Here is an 18,405-nt window from a genome sequence, read left to right as displayed (position 1 = left end):
TGACTACTTCTCCTCCGCACTCGTGTGGTTCTGCCCGTCAAGCCCCACGTACTCATGGCCACCAAAGCCGTTGCGCAGCGCACTCACGGCCTTGGCGCAGAAAGAGTCCTCGATCTGGGTGGCATTGCGCTCCATGAGCGAGAGGGCGATCACAGGAACGGGAACCTCGAGGTCAAGCGCCGTCTCCACGGTCCACTTGGCCTCGCCACTCGCAGCAACGACGCCGCGGATGTCGGCGAGGTCCGGATGCGAGGCAAGCTGGTCCTCCATGAGCTCCATGAGCCAGCCGCGAATAACGGAGCCGTGGTTCCAGTTGTGAGCCACCGCCTCGAGGTCATAGCCGAAGCCGCTCGCGCGCATCACGGCAAGGCCCTCGCCGATGGCCTGCATCATTCCGTACTCGACACCGTTGTGGACCATCTTCATGAAGTGGCCGCTTCCGGCGGGGCCGGTGTAGAGCAGGCCTCCCTCAACGGTAAGGTCCTCGAGAGCGGATTCGACGTGATCGAACGCCGAGCGGTCTCCGCCAACCATGATGCAGGCACCGGTGCGAGCGCCCGACTTTCCGCCAGAGGTGCCGGCGTCAAGGAAGCGGACGCCCTTCTCCGCGGCCATCGCCGCGTGGCGCTGCGAATCCTTGTAGAACGAGTTACCGGCGTCGATGAGGATGTCACCCTCGTCGAGAATCTCGAGGAGGCTCGTCACGCAGGACTCCGTCGGGTCGCCGCAGGGCACCATAACCCAAAGGACTCGCGGCATGGAAAGTGCCTCGACAAGGGCCTTGAGCGTGGAGGCGACTTCGATACCTGAGGCAGCGGCGGCAGCCACAGAAGCTTCTGAACAATCGAAACCGACCGCTTTGTGCCCGTGATCCGCCAGGTTAAGGGCGATATTGGCCCCCATTTTTCCAAGTCCTACAATTCCGATCTCCAAATGCACCACCCTCTTCGTCGTGCTTAAAGCGGGCGTGCTGTCGGCTGGTTCGGTTTACTCTCGCCGCTCTTGCGCAGTCGCAGCCCGCCAAGCTTGTTGCCTTCTGGAAGCCAGCACCCGAAAAACTCCGTTCTGAAGCTGGCGTCATTATATGCGAAGTTTTTTCGGTCTGATATCATTGTCAAAGAAGTAATTTTTGTTGCGGTGAACGGCCACGTATTTGGCGCGAACGGTAAATTAGGGTAGGCAGAGGTCTGGAAGACTCGATAGAATGGGCCAAAGACCAGGGATTTATCAGGATGGTGACCGAAATGGCACAGCAGTCGATTCAATTCGCAATCAGGTCGCTCTACCGTTCGCTCAGCGCCAAGGAAGCGAGCATCGCCGACTTCATCCTCTCGGACCCGAAAAAAGTTTCGCGAATGACAATCAACGAGATCGCCGACTCGCTGAGTATCGCCCCGTCAACTGTTTTCCAGTTCACCAGGAAGCTTGGCTTCAAGGGCTTCCGCGACTTTAGGAACGAGCTCCTCTCCGAGGAGTTCGACCCCGAGGTGTCCATTCACGAGAACATTGACGAGAAGGACGATGCCCTCGCAATCGCGCACAAGGTCTTCTCCTCCAGCGTCAAGTCACTTCAAGACACCAATGCGCTCCTCAGCGCGAGCAACGTCGAGCGCGCGAGCAAACTTTTGCTCGAAGCCGGCACGGTGTCCTTCTTTGGCGTTGGCGGCTCGAACGTCGTCGCATACGACGCCTTCCACAAGTTCATGCGCTCGCCGCTTCACGTGCAGTACGGCATGGACGTTCACGTCCAGCGCATGCAGGCGGCCCTGCTCAAGCCAGGCGACTGTGCCGTCGTCACAACGCACACGGGTCTTACGCGCGACACACTCGATATCGCGAACATCGCCCGCGAGGCGGGCGCGAGCGTCATCGCGATCACGAGCTACTCGTCGCCGCGCCTCGCCGAGCTCGCCGACGTCATCCTTCTCTCCTCCTCCGACGAGACCGGCTATCGCTCTGAGTCGCTCTCGAGCAGGATCGCGCAACTTGCCATCGTTGATTCGCTATTCACGATCGTGATGTTCGCCAGCCAGGACCGGGCCAAAGAGCCGCTGCGCCGCATCCGCAACGCCATTTCTCCCACAAAGGAGGAGTAACGGCGACTCTGCGACCGCTTTAGCAGCAGTTATCTGCCTTCAGCCAGCCGAACGGCTGCGCCGTTCTTGAGACCAAGGGTGGGGATTTCGACTCGGACGTCGCCTTCGGATGCTCGGCTTCGGTTTTACTGGCAGCAGGCTTCGGTTTTTACCTTACGCGCGGCGTGCGGAATTACGTTTGCGCAGCTAAACAGTTTGGCAATTCGACGACCTCGAACGTGCGAAATCATATCGGCAGGATTGCTTTATGGTGCCACCACACAAACTTTTGCGCACGCTTCGCGTCTCCGACTGTTAATAACGGACAATTTAATGGGTGAGTGGTCAAAAATACCATCTTGGCGTACGCCCAAAGGCCATCCATGGGCGCAGCCGGACCGTTTCAGGCTAGCAGGGGCCCGAGATCAAGTGCTCAGGCGCTCACTGATGCAGGTTAATGGCCGGTTATTTGACCGCAGTCAAGCAACTGGCCCCATTTCAGCGGCGTTCCGTACATCAAGATGGTATTTTTGACCACCGGCACGGAAATTTACTATTTACGGACGCCCTAGAAGCACTTGATATGGCACCTGACAACCATATGCAACGTCCTATCAACGACGACACCGCGACGGCCATCAACCCCGCACGCCGCGCCGCCCGCACCCTACGCCCGCACGCGACGACAATACTCGGAGACAACACTGACCAGCGCAGCCGGGCTTGCCGCCACCTCGAGCGCGGGGATGAACCCGGGATACTCGTCCACAATGCTAAACAGCTCATCGAGCGCCGCAGAGTGCGCGACCGGCGTCTGCAGGCAGAGCACCATGACAACACTCAGCGCGACGTCCTCTCCGCCCATCCTCACACGCACGGGGTCCGCCAGCGTCACCACGGATATCGCGGGGCGATTCCTCTCGTCAGGCTCCGTATGCGGGGCGCAGAGCGGCGCGAGGATCACGCCAAACTGCTCGTAGCGCTTGGCAAAGTCGAGAATCCCGCGGTAGTAGTCCTCCGTCATCCATCCAGCGTCGAGCAAGGGCCTCGACGCCCTAGCAACGGCATCCTCCCACGTCTCCGCCACAACGCCGACCTCGACGAACTCCTCGCTCACGAGCTCGTCGAGCCGCAGGAATCCGGGAAGCACGAGCTTGCCACGTTCCTCGCCGCCACCCATGCCAAGAAGCTCGCGGACGTCCCGCTCCAGCGCCTCCTCATCGCGCACGTCGCAATTCGCGCGCACCACGTCAAGCAGACGCGAGACGAATACGCCCTCGTCGCCGTTCGCGGGCGAGTGAAGAAACGCCTCGATTCTGCGCACGTCGACGCGCGTCAGCATCGGCGTAACACGAATGACAGGCCGCGGCAGCGCCTGCGGCAGCTCGACCGTCGTCAGCACGACGTCAACGCCGGAATAGTCGAACGCGTAGCAGTCGCGCGTCGAGAGCTTCGCGACTATCTCGAGATGCGAGAACTCCTTCGCGAGCGATCTCGACAGAAACGCGACCGTCCCGATACCCGCCCCGCAGACGAGAGCCGCGCGAACGGAGCGGTCGATCGTCGGCCCCTGGCGCAGCCTCTCGAGCGCGGCACCCACGTACAGGACCACGAACGCGACCTCATCGTCGATCGCGCTCAGCCCATACTCCCCCTGCGCGACGAGCATCGCCCGGGCGCACGTCTCGAAAAGCTCGGGGAAACGCTTGCGGATATCCGGCAAGAGCTCGCACTTCGCCTGGAGGCCCAGCCTCTCCCTCGCGAGCAGCGCGCGAACGTGCACGCGGAGACCATCGACGAGCTCCGTGTCGAGATAGAGGTCGCAGCCCGTCTCCTCCGAAGCGACCGAGAGTAGCGTGTTCAGGATGCGCTCCGCCGTGCCCGCACGGATCACACCGGAAGAATCCGCGCGCATGCGAGGCAAAGCGGCGAGCATGGCAGCCAAGGCTTCGACCTCGCGCGAGAGGCTCTCGCCCTCCGCCTCGGCCCCGATGGCAGCAAGCAGCGCCTCGAGAGCGCGGCGCTCATCCGTCGGCACCTCGTCGAGGCCGCCGGGAAGCTCGAAGACGTAGCGCCCTTGGCACGTCCTGTGGCGCACGGCGTTGAGATAGCACGTCATCTCGATGAAGGCGGCATCCGTCAGGTCGTCGTTCGTCTCATCGAGATAGCGATCGAGCGCCGTGGCCATCCGTTCGAGCTGCTCTTCGCAGACGAAGCCCTTCTTGCGAATCTCCTCGTCATAGTCCGCGGCAGACGCCGCGAGAAGGCCAGCGTATCCACCAAGCCCCTTCCTGACGAACTCCGCCATCACCTGGCGTCGGCGGTACTCACTCGCCTCGAGGGACCAGCCACCGTGCGGCGTCGCGACGAGTGGCGCGCCGTGCGAGGCGAGCCACTCCCCCGCGCGCTTCAGGTCGCGCGCGGCAGTGGCGCGGCTCACGCCAAGCGCCTCGGCCATGCCCGCCATGGTCTTGGGGCACGTCTCGTCAAGCAACGCGGCAACGATGGCATTCGCACGCTGCTCAGCGGAGAGGTACACGCTCTCCGCATCCGGCGCGCCCTCGCCCTCGAACGCAATCTCGGCGGCACGGGCGACGTCCTGCGAGGCCACGAAGAACCCTTTGCGCGGAACCCGCTCGAGCGTAATGCCGCGCTCCCCGAGCCAATCGGAGAGCGCGGCGATCTCATACCTTACGGTCCGCTCGGAGACGCCGAGCTTGCGCGCGAGCTGCTGCGCCGTCATGGCAGTGAACGGATCCTTCATGAGACACTGCAGGATGTCCCACGAGCGAGCGCTCATCTGTCGCATTCGCACGCTCCTCGTCTAGTCCAGCGCCGCCCTTAGCGACGAGATGTACTCACGGGAGTCACCCGCGATAACCGCATCGATGATGCTGCTTCCCACGATAACGCCGTCGGCGCCCATAGCCATCAAGTCTTTGACCTGCTGTGGCTTCGAGATGCCAAACCCCGCGCAAAGCGCAGCCGTGGCGCCAGCCTCCCGCAGACGCCTGACGTTGTCCTCGACGCTCGGAGACACGCCGTCACGAGGCCCGGTCTTGCCCTCCTGCGCCTGCAGGAACATGTACCCGCGGCCCGCCTCGGCAAAGGCGGCGACATCGGCATCTGCCAGATCGACGGGAACGAACAGCGGCTGGAGGAGGCCCGCGCGGTCGAGTGCCTCCGCCAGGCCTGCTTTCGCCCCGCTCGGCACATTGGGCGCGAGCACGCCATCTGCGCCGACGGCGGCGGCATGCTCGCAGAACGCCTCGGTGCCCATGGCCTCGATCGTCTCGTAGTAACACATGATCTGGAGGCACGCGTCCGGATATGCCGCCCTGAGCTCGGCAATCGAGTCCATGGCCGCGACGGAAGTCGTCACCTCAAGGGCACGCGCCATCGACGCGGAGACAACCGCTCCGTCAAGCACGGGATTCTCATACGGAATGCCCAGCTCGAGAACGTCAACGCCATCGGCGATGAACTCGCCTACACGCGCGACCTGGTCTCCCATCGCAGGGTCGCCCAAGGGGAAGTACCCCACGAAGATCTTGTGCCCGGCGGCCTTCTTCTCGCCAAGGACCTGTTCCATGTGGTTCATGGTCACTCTCCTCCGTTAATTGCGTCGTCGACAATCTTCGCGATCGCCGCCGGGTCATCGCTGGACAAAAGCGCCGCGCACGTCTCCTCGTCTGAGAAGGCGGCGATCAGCTTGCCAAGGACGTCGAGATGCCCGGCCGGGTCCGCCACCGCCAGCATCGCGACAAGCCGGACGTCCACCTCCTGGGAGAAGTCCTCCATCCGCTTGAAGGGAACCGGATTGGCGCAGCGGCCAATCGCGATGGCAGCGCCGAGCACATCGTCCGGCTCGCCGTGGGGCATCGCAACGCCGCAAAGCGGGAACTCGATGCCAGTGGGATAGCTCTTCTCGCGCTCAAGCACGGCGTCGACGTAGGAGCCCTTCGCATAGCCGGCGGACACGAGAGCCTCGCCGAGCTGCCTGATCGCGTCCTGCGAATCGGCGGCTACGAGATCCGGAATCACCAGCTCGGGTTTTATCGCAATCTTTTCGCTCACGTTAGTCCCTTCCAAATGCAAGGGCGGCGTTGGCGCGCCGCCCTAGAGCGTTCTCTACTTCACGATGTCGTAAATCTGCTCGAAGACCTTGTCCGCACCGACGCCCGTTAGGATGGCGGTCGCCTTGATCGTGGGTACGTCGAGCGGCGGCAGCTGCGTCGCCGAGCAGACGACGTCCGGGTGAATCTGGGAGACCAGGGCGGCCACCTCGCTCACGCGGCAGGTCGAAGTCTTGGCATCGATGCCCTTGCCCTTGAGGTACTTCTCGATCTTCATTGCGATGTTCTTCGAGGTCACACCACCGGTTCCGCAGGCGACGACGATCTTCTTGGTGTCCATAAGTGCCTCCGTTCGATTTGCGGATGAGGGAATTCGCTCGGGTTCCGCCGTTACGCGCCGGTGACCCAAGCGGAAGGCGGGCGGCGCCGCGAAGGCGCAAGCAACGGACCCGCGGAAGTACGAGACAGACGGCGGCGCTCCGAGGAGGGACTCCGCGCCGCCGTCCGGAGAAGGGAGCCGTTAGGCGAAGAGCGCGAATACCTGGCCGATTGCCCACGCGACCCAACTCGAGCCAATGCCCAGCGTCGTGGAAATCGACTCGAAGGGCAGGCCGTTCATCGCTGCGCACTGCGTGTACCAGCCAGCCGTCGCGGTGCAGACGTAGAGCGTGATGATCATGACGATGACGCCCGCGATGAAGCCACGGAAGATGTTCTTCTTGCAGTAGGGCATGCAGCAGCTGATCAGGAACGGGGCTGCGATGGCGAGATCGGCCATGGGCAGGACGCGGTTGCCCGGGAGGATGAACGCGAGCAGGAGCACGACCGGGGTGACCAGGATGCCCGTTGCCATGACGTCGGGCATGCCGATGAGGATGGCGGCGTCGAGGCCGATGTTGAGCTCACGGTTGAACTTCTTGGCGCAAATCTCGCGCATGCCGTCGGCGACCGGAGTGATGCCCTCGACCAGGACGTTCTCAACGCGCGGGAAAACGATCATGAAGGCGGCGATGGTGACACCAAGGAGAAGGGTCTGACCCACGTTCTGACCGCCGGCGATGCCGAGAACGATACCCATGACAAAGCCGATCATGGATGGGGAGATGAGGCCGCCGAAGCGCTCCTCAATCTTGTCGGTGCTCCAGTCGATCTTGGCAAGGGCGGGGATCTTCTCGATGACCCAGTTCACGGCCATGCCGACCGGGGCAAAGATGACGGCGTTGCCGTGAGGGATCGAGACGCCGTCGAGGCCGTAGGCGTCCTGGATGGCGGGCGCGGTGATGTCGGCGAGCTTGAGGACGACGACCTCGTTGATGATGTAAGCGACGATGGCGAGGGGCACGCTGCCGGTGATGGCCCAGACGTAGGACGAGGCCAGAGCCCACACGGAGTAGTTGAAGACGTCGACGTCGAAGGTGTCCGTGAGCTTGAGGACGATCATCAGGGCGTTAACGGCAAGGCCGACGACGAGAAGGATCGCGTAGAAGCTCAGCGGAAAGAGGACGGAGGAGTACGCCGAGCCGAGACCAAGGTCGATGATGTCGAGCTTGAGGCCGGTCGCCTCGACGACCTGCATGAGGATTGGGGTTGCCGCACCGGAGAACATGCCGACCATCGTGCTCATCGCAACGAGCGCGCCGGCGACGTAGATGGAACAGCGCAGGGCTTCGCCCACCTTCAGCCTGGCAAGGAGCAAGCCAACCAAAAAGATTCCGATCATAACCATGACGGATGACGGCAGCGCCGCGTACCAGTTCAAGGCGCCCATAATGACGTCCATTAGTGCCTCCCTTTCTGAGAGTTACCTTGAGACTGAGTTTATGGGCGGCAATGCCTGCCAAAATGACCAGTTGTTTCACTGCGAAATCCTGCAACTTTGAACAGGCGAATGGCGCGCGCCTCGGATGCGCGGCACGATCGGGCAACGATGCTTGATTGGCGACCCGTTTTCTGGGGCGGGTGGTCAAAAAGACCATCTTGGCGTACGCACGCGAGCCGTTCAGACGCGCGGACAGGCCAACAGCCACCCCGAAAGGACCCAAATGGAAGCGTTCGATCACTCGCAAGCGCTAAAACACGCGATTCACGACCCACTTGTTTGACCGTGGTCAAGCAAGTTGGCCACTACAAGCAGCGGACCATACGCCAAGATGGTGTTTTTGACCATCAGCGCGGAAATAACTATTAAGGGATAGTCTCATAACAGACCGGAAGACAACCTCAACGCAAATAGGCCGCCGCCTCCATGAGCGCGGCGCGCCCGTCGCCCCAGTATCGCCGTCGCACCCCGGCGCCCGCCCAGAGCACGGCGCCGCCCGTCCCGCGCTCCAGACACAAAAAGCCTGGCCAGACGCGCAATGCGTCCGGCCAGGCCAGGCAACCCCCCCCGCGAGCCCGCTGCAGCAAGCCCTTAGATCTTCGCAATCTCCCCGGAGATGACGCGACAGACGTCCTCCGCCTGGGGCATCACGCCATACGTCTCAAAGAAGCCGTGGTCGCAGCCACAGTAGCGAATCGCGGTAACGTCAACGTCCGCGTCCTGTAGCTTCTTCGCGAAGAGCTCGTCTTGATAGCGCAGGTAGTCATATTCGGAAGAGATGATGACCGTACGCGGATACATGCTCACGTCCTCCGCGAGCAGTGCGGAAATCAACGGATCGAGCATCTTGTCCATGTCGCCGTTGACGTACATGGGCGGCAGGTCGTCGTTGGCGAGGCGAATGCGATCAACCCTGCTCAGAGCCTCGGCCCTCTGCTCATCCACGATCTCGTACAGGTCGTAGGACCACTCATCCGGAATAGGACCACCGTCAACGAGCGGGTAAAGCTCGACAACCGCCTTGATCCTATCCGCGTGAGAGCCCTCGAGCACGACGGCATTCGTCAGGCTACCGCCCGCAGAGTCGCCAGCCACGGCAATACGAGTCGCATCAACGCCCAACTCGTCAGCGTGATCGACAAGCCAGTCGAGCGTCTTCACGCAGTCCTCGACGCCGCCCGGGAACATCGTCTCGGGAGACAGACGATACTCCGGATAGATCGCGACGCAACCCGTACGCTCCACGATGTCGCGCAGGCAGTTCTCGTACTGGCCGATGTTGCCCACCATAAAGCCGCCGCCATGGATGAACACGAGCGCGGCGGACCCATCCTCATGCCCCTCCGGCGTGAAGATGTGCAGCGGGATGCCCCTGTCGCCAAAGTTCATGACGACGGTCTTCTTGGCAACGTTCGCGCCCCTCACGACATGGGTCTCTTTGTTGGGTGCAGAGCGCCACGCGATCACGTCCACCGGTCCGGCCGGCGCCGACCCTGCCGCAGGAGCCGCAGCGAGCTTCGCGTGCGCACGAGCATAGACGCGCGGGTCGAGCACGTGCTCGCGGTCGTCACCCGGCACGGGCTTCAGCACAAGCTTCAGGCCGTTAGGCTCGACGACCTCCCTGACTCCACGCTCAAGTACTTCAAGCTCGGAAGTGGGGTACTTCCTCTCCTCGGCTTCCATGATTAGCCGATCTTCAGCTCGTCGAGCTTGGCGTCGAGCTTGGCCATCTCATCGGCGGAAAGCTCCCACTCGAACGTCTCGCAGTTCTGGATCGCGTGGGCGTCCGTGCGCACGCCTACGAGAGCGGTGCCCACGTACTCCTTCTGGGTGCTCCAGTTCACGGCGACCTGCGCCACGGGCTTATCGTGAGCCTCGGCGATCTCGTCCATGACCTTGAGCAGCTCCTGGACGCGCGAGAACTTGGGCTCCTGGAAGTAGTCGTAGAAGCCGCCGCGGACGTCGCCCTCCTCGAACTTCGGCAGCTCACGGAACTTGCCGGAAAGGATGCCCGCGCCAAGGGACCCATAGGTGAAGGAGTCGATGCCGCGCTCGTAACCCCACTTGATAAGGTCCTCGGAGGAACGATCGACCATGGAGTAGGGCGGCTGCTGGACGTCGACCTGGGCGACCTTCTCGCACTCCTCGATCATCTCCGTCGTGAAGTTGGAGACGCCGATGTGGCGGATCTTGCCCTGCTCCTTGAGGAGCTGGAGGGCGCACATCGTCTCGGAGAACGGGGTCTTGGCATCCGGCCAGTGCACGAAGTAGAAGTCGATGTAGTCAGTGCGGAGGTTGCGCAGCGAGCTCTCGACCTCCCTCATGATGTTCTTGAACGAGGAGTCGCGGTCATAGCCGTTGGCACTGGTGATGAGGCCAACCTTGGTCGAGAGGAGGTAGCTCTCGCGGTCGATGCCCCTGAGCGCGTTGCCAACGATCTTCTCGGACGTGCCATTGCCATAGCACGGAGCGGTGTCGACAAGGTTGACGCCGTGCTCGAGCATCGTGCGGATGGCGGACATGCTGGCCGCGTCGCCGTCGTTCTCGCCAAAGGAGTCGCCGCCGATCGCCCAGGTGCCCACGGCGAGCTGGGAGACGTCAACGTCAGAGTTCTTGAGGTGCGTGTAGCGCATAGTTTCCCCTTCTAATAGGACGGCACGCGTCGAAAGCGCTCGAACGCGTGCCGCCAGGAATTACCTTGAACAAGCTTCGGATATCCCTGAAGCCGCCTTACACGATGCCCACGAGGCCGAGGACGAGCGCGAGAACCATGATGCCAACCAGGATGATGTTGACGTTGACGTTCTTCTTGCGCAGGAGCCACAGGACGACGAGCGTGAGGGCCAGGGGCACGAGGCCCTTGAAGATGGAGTCGAGGTAGGTCTGGATCATGACCGGGTCAGAATCCTGGACCGGGATGGACAGGATCGTGTTGAACCTGACGTTCGCCGCGGTCATGGCGCCGATCATCACGAGGCCGATCGTGGAGGTGGCCTTGGTGATGAGCTTCATGAGGCCGCCCTCGTACATCTCGGAGATGAAGTTGGTGCCCATGCTGAAGCCGAGGTAGGTCATGAAGTAACGGCAGAGAATCGACGGGATGTTGTAGATCAGCAGGAACATGATCGCGCCGAGGGGCGAGCCGCTCATGGCGAGGTTGATGCCAATGCCGGCGGCGATGACACGCAGGACGCCCCAGAAGATTGCATCGCCGATACCGGACATCGGGCCCATGAGGGAGACCTTGATACCGTCGATGGACTCGGTATCGAAGTCATCGTGCTCGGAGTTCTCCCTCTCCATGGAGGCAACGAGGCCCATGGCGAACGTGCCGACGTTCTGGGTGATGTTATACCAGGTCGTGTGACGCTTCATGGCGTCGGCGCGAGCCTCGGGGTCATCGGCGTAGTAGCGGTTAAGCGCGGGCTGGACGGAATACAGCCAGCCGTCGGCGCCAGCCTTGACGGAACCGCCGGCGCAGGAAGCGAACACGGAGAAGGAGCGCAGGAAAATGCTGTTGAGCATCTTCTTGTCTTCAGGGCTCACATTCTTGGTCAGGTTGCTCATGCGAAGAAATCCTCCTCGTCGCTGGTTGCAGAGTCGCCGGAAACGGCCTGGGTGGACACGCCCTTCTTGGTGAGGTCGAAGATCTCCTTGTCGCGGAGGGCGGAGGCGATCGCGATGATGACGCCGAGGACGGCGATGGCGATCATCGGGAGGCCGAGGTACTGGTAGAGCGTGAAGCCCAGGAAGAAGTAGATGCTGAGCTCGGTGCTCCAGAGCATCTGGAGCAGGAGCGCCATACCAACGGCGGGCAGGAGGGCGCCCACGGCGTTGAGGCCGTTCATGACGTTGGCCGGAATCTGGTTGACGATAGCGGCAACGGGCTCGGCACCAAGGTAAACGCCGAGGAAGGCGATGAGGCCAAAGGCGGCGTACTTAACGAACCAGAGGACGAAGTGCTGAACAGCGAGGCCCTTCTCGTTGCCCTCGGCGGCCATCTTGTCAAAGGTGGCCGCGAAGAACGCGAGGAACACGTTGTTCATGAAGATCGAGAGGAACGCGGTGACGACGCCCACGGGAACAGCCAGCGTGATGGCCGCGCCCTGGTCAATGCCAGCGCCAACGGTGAAGGCGACGGCGAGAGCGGTCGCGGTAACGGGCTCGGCGGAGATAGCGCCACCGATGTTCACCGCGCCCATGAAGATCGCCTCAAGAGAGGCACCGATGATGACACCGGTCTTGACATCGCCCATCAGGAGGCCTGCAACAAGGCCAACCACAAGAGGACGCTCGATCATGCACTGACCGAGAACCCAGTTACCACCGTAGCAAATCAGCACGGTCAACCAGGCCATTACTGCCAACCCAATCATTTGACTTCCTTTCCCTCGTCTGGCCAGATGGCCAGCCCCTTACTTCTCCGCCGCCTCGATCAGGCTCTTGAGAGGAGTCCTGGTGTGAGACGGGATGAGCTGATGGAAGACCGGAATACCCTGCTCGCAAAGCTCCTTGGCTGCGGCAAGCTCGTCCGGGTTGAGCATGATCGTGTCGTTAAGGGCGACCTTGGTGGCGGGGTCAGACTTGTCGAAGCGACCGACGTTGGCCACGTTCACGCCCTCGATCTTGCCCGGGGCACCCTTGACCAACTCCAGCACGTCGCGTACGCAGTTGGTGAGCGCGAAGATGCGCATGGAATCCGCACGCGGGTCGTTCGCGATGCGGCAGGCATCCGGAACGTCCTTGACGAGCAGCTTCTGGCCCGCCGGCGTGCCCATGGAAAGCGTCATGCGAAGGGCATCGCTCTCCACCGCGTGCTTGTTGGCGACGATGATCCTGGTGGTGTTGAGCTCCTTGGTCCACACCAGGGCGACCTGCCCGTGAATCAGACGATCATCGACTCGAACCTGAACAATCATTGCCGTTCCCTTCCCCACGTATTGAATAGACCGTTAGTCAAAGAAGTCGCCGTCGGATTCCCCATCGTCCGAAACGCTGTTCGGCGGCTCCACTACCTGCATCGTTTGCCTCGCAAGTTCAATGCTCTGCTTGAGCGACTCTGCCGTGACCGGCTCTGCGCTGATGAGCGTCTCGATCACGAGGCCGAGATTCATGCCGGTGACGTGGACGATTCCGTGCTTCTCCGGCTCCATGAGGACGACCTTCTGGAAGACGGAGCCACCGTAGATGTCGGTGAAGATGACCGCGTCGTCATCAGGGCCCACCGAGTCAATGAAGGCTTCGATACGCGGTGTGAAGTCCGTGTCGTCGACGTAGCAGTCAACCGCTTCCACCAGATTGGACATGCCGGTCAGGATCTCGATCGAGCTCCTGATTCCGCTTGCGAGGTGGCCGTGCGACGCGACAAGAATCTTCTTCATCAAGCCCCTCCTAGAGCGAGTAGTGGTTCGGGTTCAGGAGCTGAATCTTGCTGGCGACGAAGGCGCGCATGTCGGGGGCGGCGTCCATCAGGAGGCCAACGCCGTTGCCGTCGTTCTTGCCAGAGTTGATGTCCTTCTCGAAGGCGCGGTACATGGAGCGGAAGTACTCGGTGGCGATGTTGAACTTGCTCATGCCGAGGTTCACGGCCTCCTGGAGCTGCTCGTCGGGAATGTCGGAGCAACCGTGCATGACGAGAGGCACGCTGACGGCCTCCCTGCAGGCCTTGATGCGCTCCATGTCGAGGTTCGGGACCTTGACGTACGGACCGTGCGCGTTGCCCACAGCGATGGCGAGCGAGCCGCAGCCCGTGCCCTCGACGAACTCCTCGGCGAGGTTCGGGTCGGTGTAGTGATCGCTGTTCACGAAGTCGTTCGCGTCGGAGCCGTTGCCGACGTGGCCGAGCTCGGCCTCGATGTCGACGTCGAAGATCTTGGCAACCTGGACGACTTCCTTCGTGAGCTGGAAGTTCTCCTCATAGGGAAGCGAGGAGCCGTCGACCATGACGGAGGGGAAGCCAGCCTTGACGCCCTTGACGGCGATCTCGTAGCCGGCGGAGTGATCCTGGTGGACGGCGACGGGCACGCTGGCACGCTCGGCGTAGTAGCGGGCGGCGAAGGCGATGATGTCGAGGGCGCAGTGGTCCTCGAAGCCGGGCCAGTACTGGATGATGATGGGCATGTGCTCATCCTCGGCGGCCTGGATCGCGTAACGGATGGTCTCCGTGTTGATGACGTTGATGGCGGGCACGCCGTAGTGGTGCTCGGTCGCATGCTGAAGAAGCTCGTTGACCTTGATGAGAGACATCTTTGTCTTCCTTTCACCTGGATAACCATTGGATCGGACAGTTCTCAGCTCGTCAGCTGGTTGAACACGAAGTAAAGTGCGGGGCCGCTGAGTTGCGGCATCGAAGCGCAGTGCTGAAGTGCGGAAACGCTGATGGAGCGGAGTTATGCAGCCGTCTGGGTCTCAGACTGTGGCGCCGCGTTGCGACGCCACGCTGTGTACGCCACAAGAGCAACGACCGCAGCAATCGTTGAAACGAGGGCGAAGATCAGGAAACCCGTATGCGTGCCAAATGCGTCGCACGCCCAACCGCCAAACAGGTTCGCAACCACAACGGACAGACCGCTCTGGACCATCGCGAAGGCGCTCTGACCTCGGGCGCGGCAATCCTCGTAGGTGTGATTGGCGATGTAGGTAACGCAGGAGTAGTACACGGTCATGTAGCTCACGCTCTGGAGGAGCTGGCCGCAAATCATGACCGGAACGATGCCGGTGCCCACGAGTACGAGCCTGAGCGCCGCCATGAAGCAGGAGAAGATCAGGAGGTTCATCTCGCCGAAGCGCTTAACGAGCTTGGAGGAGACGAGCAGGATGGGAATCTCGCTCGCAGCGGAGACGGCGCTCATCACGCCCACGAGGTTCTGACCCTCGCCCAGCTCGACCGCATAGCGGCCAAGAAACGCCCCGATGAAGCCGATCGCGGCCGAGCTGATAAAGGCGAAGACCAAGACGAAGGCAATCTCGTTGCTGGTGAACAGCGAGAGGAGACCCTTTCCGTGAGCCACCTTGGGTGCGTCCGCGGCAGTGGCGCGAGCGCCCGCCTCGGGAAGGCGCCACATGTGGGCCGCGAAAACCACCAGGGCGGCGGAGACCACCGCAAACTGGATCTGCGGAGCCACATCAAGCAGCCGGCCAACGATCAAGACAACGATGGCATAGCCGATGGTGCCGCCCATGCGGATGCGGGAGAAGTCAAGACCAGAACGATCCGCGAGTTCGATAACGAGGGAGTCGCTCAGGGGCAGAAGACCCGAGAAGAACGCCGAGAACGCGAAGGTCACGAGAAGGACCGGGATGAACGTCTTGGCGAGGTAGTACAGAGGAGCGAGGACCGCGGCGGCCAGGCACAGGACCACGATGACCGCGCGGCGACGCCCGAGCTTGTCGGCGGTCGTCGACCAGAGCGGCTGGATGACGAGGGCGCACACCGGAGTCGCCGCGAGGAGGATGCCGGTCTCGGCGGCGGTGAGCCCGAGGCTCGTGTAGTGAGCGGAGAGGAACGGCGAGTACACGCCGGCGCAGACCCAGTAGAGGACGTTCGCGAAGAACAACGTGACCATGCCGGTCTCCTTCTTGCCAGGCTGTGCCATGTTCCCCTCCTCCCGGCCGCTCGCGTCTCGTCTGACGGCGCTTTCTCTGAACTGAACCTGAAACGTTGTTACTTAGTATTGGAACTTCGTTCACATGTTTCATGTTCTTTGTGCTGTTGTTTCACGGCTCATAAGATAGCCACTCACGCTGCGATTCCGCCCCAGAGGCGTCGGTTTGCCGCGAACGGTAGTAAATCGACGGTGAAACGCTGTTTCGTAATTCTTGGAATAACTTGCCCGGTTTTCATCTCGCTTGCCCTAACATACAAACCAAACCAGGGGTAAGGAGTAACCATGGATAAGACAGGGGACGTGCTCAGCCACATCTGTGCGGTCATGAGCAGCCTATCCCCCTCAGAAAAGGCAATCGCGTCATACGTACTCGACCATCCGTCTGACGTCGCGGCGATGACCGTTCGCGAACTGGCAGCGGAGACCGGTACGTCACCGGCGTCCGTCTCGAGGTTCGCTAGGACCCTCGACTACCGAACGTACTCGGATATGCGTCTGGCCCTAGGTATCTCAATCAGCAGGGCATCCGGCGAAGAGAAGGCCACCGGCGGCAAGGTCACCCTCGATGACATCGAGGGATCAATCAAGTACGTTTTGTCGCACAAGGTCAAAGAGCTCGCCGAGACGACCTCGCTCATTGACTCCGATGACTTTGCGGCTGTTGTTAATCTGCTTCACAATGCCAACCTCGTTTTGGTTGCCGGCGTGGGCAACACAATCAGCATGGGCGCGAACGCGGCGTTCAAGCTCTCGCAAGTTGGGGTTAGGGCCTTTTGCCCCAGCACCACTGAGGCCATGGCTTCCGTCGCCGCTAACCTCACGGAAAATGATGTCTTGCTCGTCATTTCAACGTCTGGATACTCGAAGCGCCTCGTCAACCTCTTTGACTCCGCCGAGGACTCGAATACCCCCATCGTGATGATCACCGACAGTCCCGATACACCCCTCGCAAAACGCGCAACGCATATCATTCGAGCCGTTTCGCGCGACCGAGCCATCGTCGGGAGCGAGATTTATTTCTCCCACAACTCGATCAACTTCATTATCGAGCTGCTGTTCCTCTTCCTCGTCTCTTGCTGGGACGACCCCGTCGAACTCAATAGGATCATCTCGAAGAACCTTATGGGAGACAGGCAATACAGCTAGGTCGACGGGCGCCGACGCAAAAGGGTGCGCCGGCCGTGCGGCGCGCATGCGTGGGGCACGGCCGGCACCAACGCGCGGCAGCAACGCGCGACATCAACGCGCGCGGTTGGTACCAGCGCACACGGCACACAGCACAGTCAGCGTCACGCAGATAAATGGCCAACCGCACGAGCGGGGGCATAGGAGGCGGCATGATCAAGCTCATCCTCGCAGACATGGACGGAACCCTGTTGCCTTTTGGCTCGAGAGTCATATCGGAGCGCACGCACCAGGCGATTCTCTCCGCCCTTGCGGCGGGAATCTCGTTTGGTCCGGCCAGCGGCCGCGACTACGTCGATCTCGCCGATGCCTTTGACGGCGATGCGCGTTGTTTCTCAACCGGCATCATGGCCAACGGAAAGAAGGTCTTCTCCGACGGCAAGCTCGTGTTCAAAAAGACGCTCTCGACGGAGGCTCTCGTCAAACTCGAGGGTGCCGTGCGCCCCTACGCGGGGACATCGCTCTGGCTAGTCGCCGATGCCGACGAGACGGGCATGCGCTGCGAGCAGTTCCTCTGCGGCGTCGAGCCCGATGACGAATTCGCCCTGGGGGTCGTCGAGGACTCCGGAAGGGACATGACGCCCGGAGATGTGCCCACCAACCGCGACGTCATCACCGCTGGTATCTTCGTCAACGTCGACTCCGCCCCGACGGAAGTCGTTCGGAGCCAATGCAAGGAAGCCTGCCCAGAGCTTGATTTCCCAGCGCCCGCCCCGTTTTTCCTGGATGTTGTTCCAGCCGGCTGGAGCAAGGTGAACGGGCTCGACGCGCTGCTCGGCAGCCTTGGGATCACACTAGACGAGATCGCTTTTATCGGAGACTCGGAAAACGACGTGACGCTCCTCGAGAAGGTGCCGCACTCCTACGCAGTCGCGAGCGCGACGCCGGAGGCCAAGGAGGCCGCGCACTTCCTGATTGGCGACGCCGCGGACGACTCCGTGGCACAGCTGATCGAGCAGATCGTGCGGGAGCAGAGCTAGGGCGAGGGGCGGCCCTCCGAGCAGAAACCAACAGCGGGCGCCGAGAAATCTCTCGGCGCCCGCTGCTTATTGCCGCCTGCGGCGTGACTGCGTTCATGCGGCGATTCGATACAAACCTAGCCCGTCTCGCGGCGGCCCCACCGTTACCTGGTCACAACCCACAGCGTTGCCATGGTCGCGATGCCGATGCCCACGATAAGCGCCACCCACAGGACGCGTACTATGGGGTTCATGTCGCCCGCCACTGCCATGTCATTCGCACGCCAGAACCAGTTGTCATACATCTTGTTCATGATGGCCTCCTTAGCCTTCGCTTTTCACTGTCTATGGTCGCGAAAGCCCAGGTCACGTGCCATCGATTTGCCTTACGCCCAGCTTTCAGTTCTGTAAGGAGAGGAGTGGGCAGGCTTGCGCACCTGCATCCGCGCGATTGTCCGGGCACGGCCGTCCGCATACTCGCGGCCGCCCACGTCCACGCACGCGCGCCCACGCACGCCCCCCAAGCCGCCCTCCCGCATGAACCCCGCGCGCCCACGCACGCTCGTGGTACCCTCAGCCAAGACACGGCTCAATCCCGCGAGCCAAGATCGAGGCGCGAAGGGGCACGTACGGCAGATGGCACGGACAGAGACTCAAATAAATCGCAGCTCAAGCGCGCATGAT

The 18,405-nt window shown here is 61.9% G+C and carries 18 protein-coding genes; 3 read left to right on the top strand and 15 right to left on the bottom strand.

Translation table 11 applies throughout. From position 1 onward, the window contains the following. Positions 1-3: 3 nt before the first annotated feature. On the bottom strand, positions 4-939 hold the full coding sequence (gene gnd / locus Q0H23_RS05560; RefSeq protein ID WP_293836484.1) for a phosphogluconate dehydrogenase (NAD(+)-dependent, decarboxylating): 936 nt from the start codon (positions 937-939) through the stop codon (positions 4-6). A 305-nt stretch (positions 940-1,244) separates the two neighbouring features. Between gnd and Q0H23_RS05555 the strand changes: the two genes are divergently transcribed. After that, positions 1,245-2,096 (top strand): MurR/RpiR family transcriptional regulator, encoded by an 852-nt coding sequence (locus tag Q0H23_RS05555; RefSeq protein WP_293836482.1) that lies wholly within the window; start codon positions 1,245-1,247, stop codon positions 2,094-2,096. Between the two features lie 646 nt (positions 2,097-2,742). Here the strand turns inward: Q0H23_RS05555 and Q0H23_RS05550 are convergent. From Q0H23_RS05550 to Q0H23_RS05490, 13 genes are all read right to left on the bottom strand, one after another. Beyond that, positions 2,743-4,884, bottom strand: coding sequence for an HTH domain-containing protein (locus tag Q0H23_RS05550; protein ID WP_293836479.1), 2,142 nt, complete (start codon positions 4,882-4,884; stop codon positions 2,743-2,745). 15 nt (positions 4,885-4,899) lie between these two features. Next, positions 4,900-5,676: a tryptophan synthase subunit alpha gene (trpA, locus tag Q0H23_RS05545; RefSeq protein WP_293836476.1), complete on the bottom strand. Its 777-nt coding sequence runs from the start codon at positions 5,674-5,676 to the stop codon at positions 4,900-4,902. Between the two features lie 2 nt (positions 5,677-5,678). Next, a complete protein-coding gene (locus Q0H23_RS05540) occupies positions 5,679-6,152 on the bottom strand; it encodes a PTS sugar transporter subunit IIA (protein WP_293836474.1) in 474 nt (157 codons plus the stop codon). A 54-nt stretch (positions 6,153-6,206) separates the two neighbouring features. Then, positions 6,207-6,491, bottom strand: a complete 285-nt coding sequence (locus tag Q0H23_RS05535; protein WP_293815431.1) for a hypothetical protein — start codon at positions 6,489-6,491, stop codon at positions 6,207-6,209. Positions 6,492-6,671: 180 nt separating this feature from the next. Further along, a complete protein-coding gene (locus Q0H23_RS05530; protein ID WP_293836472.1) occupies positions 6,672-7,931 on the bottom strand; it encodes a PTS transporter subunit IIC in 1,260 nt (419 codons plus the stop codon). 630 nt (positions 7,932-8,561) lie between these two features. Continuing rightward, complete coding sequence (locus Q0H23_RS05525) at positions 8,562-9,653, bottom strand: alpha/beta hydrolase (protein ID WP_293836470.1); 1,092 nt, start codon at positions 9,651-9,653, stop codon at positions 8,562-8,564. Between the two features lie 2 nt (positions 9,654-9,655). Further along, positions 9,656-10,603 carry an aldo/keto reductase gene (locus Q0H23_RS05520; protein WP_293815425.1) on the bottom strand — a complete coding sequence of 316 codons (948 nt, stop codon included), beginning with the start codon at positions 10,601-10,603 and terminating at the stop codon, positions 9,656-9,658. 97 nt (positions 10,604-10,700) lie between these two features. After that, entirely contained in the window at positions 10,701-11,537 is an 837-nt protein-coding gene (locus Q0H23_RS05515; RefSeq protein ID WP_293815423.1) for a PTS system mannose/fructose/sorbose family transporter subunit IID, read from the bottom strand. Continuing rightward, complete coding sequence (locus tag Q0H23_RS05510) at positions 11,534-12,346, bottom strand: PTS sugar transporter subunit IIC (RefSeq protein ID WP_293815421.1); 813 nt, start codon at positions 12,344-12,346, stop codon at positions 11,534-11,536. The genes Q0H23_RS05515 and Q0H23_RS05510 overlap by 4 nt, the downstream gene beginning before the upstream one ends. 39 nt (positions 12,347-12,385) lie before the next feature. Beyond that, complete coding sequence (locus Q0H23_RS05505) at positions 12,386-12,889, bottom strand: PTS sugar transporter subunit IIB (protein WP_293836468.1); 504 nt, start codon at positions 12,887-12,889, stop codon at positions 12,386-12,388. Positions 12,890-12,922: 33 nt separating this feature from the next. Continuing rightward, positions 12,923-13,351, bottom strand: a complete 429-nt coding sequence (locus Q0H23_RS05500) for a PTS sugar transporter subunit IIA (protein ID WP_293815417.1) — start codon at positions 13,349-13,351, stop codon at positions 12,923-12,925. A gap of 10 nt (positions 13,352-13,361) precedes the next feature. Then, positions 13,362-14,216 carry a class II fructose-bisphosphate aldolase gene (locus tag Q0H23_RS05495; protein ID WP_293836466.1) on the bottom strand — a complete coding sequence of 285 codons (855 nt, stop codon included), beginning with the start codon at positions 14,214-14,216 and terminating at the stop codon, positions 13,362-13,364. Between the two features lie 143 nt (positions 14,217-14,359). Continuing rightward, complete coding sequence (locus Q0H23_RS05490; protein WP_293836464.1) at positions 14,360-15,565, bottom strand: MFS transporter; 1,206 nt, start codon at positions 15,563-15,565, stop codon at positions 14,360-14,362. A gap of 294 nt (positions 15,566-15,859) precedes the next feature. On the opposite strand from Q0H23_RS05490, the gene Q0H23_RS05485 reads away from it, so the two are divergent. After that, entirely contained in the window at positions 15,860-16,723 is an 864-nt protein-coding gene (locus tag Q0H23_RS05485) for a MurR/RpiR family transcriptional regulator (RefSeq protein WP_293815412.1), read from the top strand. Between the two features lie 191 nt (positions 16,724-16,914). Beyond that, positions 16,915-17,742 carry an HAD family hydrolase gene (locus Q0H23_RS05480; protein WP_293836462.1) on the top strand — a complete coding sequence of 276 codons (828 nt, stop codon included), beginning with the start codon at positions 16,915-16,917 and terminating at the stop codon, positions 17,740-17,742. A gap of 143 nt (positions 17,743-17,885) precedes the next feature. Here Q0H23_RS05480 and Q0H23_RS05475 read toward each other — a convergent pair whose 3' ends face one another. Beyond that, the gene (locus Q0H23_RS05475) at positions 17,886-18,035 is read right to left on the bottom strand and encodes a hypothetical protein (RefSeq protein WP_293836460.1); all 150 of its coding nucleotides are present in this window, start codon (positions 18,033-18,035) and stop codon (positions 17,886-17,888) included. Between the last annotated feature and the right edge of the window lie 370 nt (positions 18,036-18,405).

The organism is uncultured Parolsenella sp., assembly GCF_934660935.1.
Lineage (GTDB): Bacteria > Actinomycetota > Coriobacteriia > Coriobacteriales > Atopobiaceae > Parolsenella.
This window is presented reverse-complemented; position numbering and strand designations above follow the sequence as displayed.

Excerpts from the sequence above, each read along its gene's own strand:
- Q0H23_RS05555 (WP_293836482.1), top strand. The coding sequence starts at position 1,245 with ATGGCACAGCAGTCGATTCAATTCGCAATCAGGTCGCTCTACCGTTCG.
- Q0H23_RS05550 (WP_293836479.1), bottom strand. The coding sequence starts at position 4,884 with ATGCGACAGATGAGCGCTCGCTCGTGGGACATCCTGCAGTGTCTCATG.
- trpA (WP_293836476.1), bottom strand. The coding sequence starts at position 5,676 with ATGAACCACATGGAACAGGTCCTTGGCGAGAAGAAGGCCGCCGGGCAC.
- Q0H23_RS05535 (WP_293815431.1), bottom strand. The coding sequence starts at position 6,491 with ATGGACACCAAGAAGATCGTCGTCGCCTGCGGAACCGGTGGTGTGACC.
- Q0H23_RS05530 (WP_293836472.1), bottom strand. The coding sequence starts at position 7,931 with ATGGACGTCATTATGGGCGCCTTGAACTGGTACGCGGCGCTGCCGTCA.
- Q0H23_RS05525 (WP_293836470.1), bottom strand. The coding sequence starts at position 9,653 with ATGGAAGCCGAGGAGAGGAAGTACCCCACTTCCGAGCTTGAAGTACTT.
- Q0H23_RS05520 (WP_293815425.1), bottom strand. The coding sequence starts at position 10,603 with ATGCGCTACACGCACCTCAAGAACTCTGACGTTGACGTCTCCCAGCTC.
- Q0H23_RS05515 (WP_293815423.1), bottom strand. The coding sequence starts at position 11,537 with ATGAGCAACCTGACCAAGAATGTGAGCCCTGAAGACAAGAAGATGCTC.
- Q0H23_RS05510 (WP_293815421.1), bottom strand. The coding sequence starts at position 12,346 with ATGATTGGGTTGGCAGTAATGGCCTGGTTGACCGTGCTGATTTGCTAC.
- Q0H23_RS05505 (WP_293836468.1), bottom strand. The coding sequence starts at position 12,889 with ATGATTGTTCAGGTTCGAGTCGATGATCGTCTGATTCACGGGCAGGTC.
- Q0H23_RS05500 (WP_293815417.1), bottom strand. The coding sequence starts at position 13,351 with ATGAAGAAGATTCTTGTCGCGTCGCACGGCCACCTCGCAAGCGGAATC.
- Q0H23_RS05495 (WP_293836466.1), bottom strand. The coding sequence starts at position 14,216 with ATGTCTCTCATCAAGGTCAACGAGCTTCTTCAGCATGCGACCGAGCAC.
- Q0H23_RS05490 (WP_293836464.1), bottom strand. The coding sequence starts at position 15,565 with ATGGCACAGCCTGGCAAGAAGGAGACCGGCATGGTCACGTTGTTCTTC.
- Q0H23_RS05485 (WP_293815412.1), top strand. The coding sequence starts at position 15,860 with ATGGATAAGACAGGGGACGTGCTCAGCCACATCTGTGCGGTCATGAGC.
- Q0H23_RS05480 (WP_293836462.1), top strand. The coding sequence starts at position 16,915 with ATGATCAAGCTCATCCTCGCAGACATGGACGGAACCCTGTTGCCTTTT.
- Q0H23_RS05475 (WP_293836460.1), bottom strand. The coding sequence starts at position 18,035 with ATGAACAAGATGTATGACAACTGGTTCTGGCGTGCGAATGACATGGCA.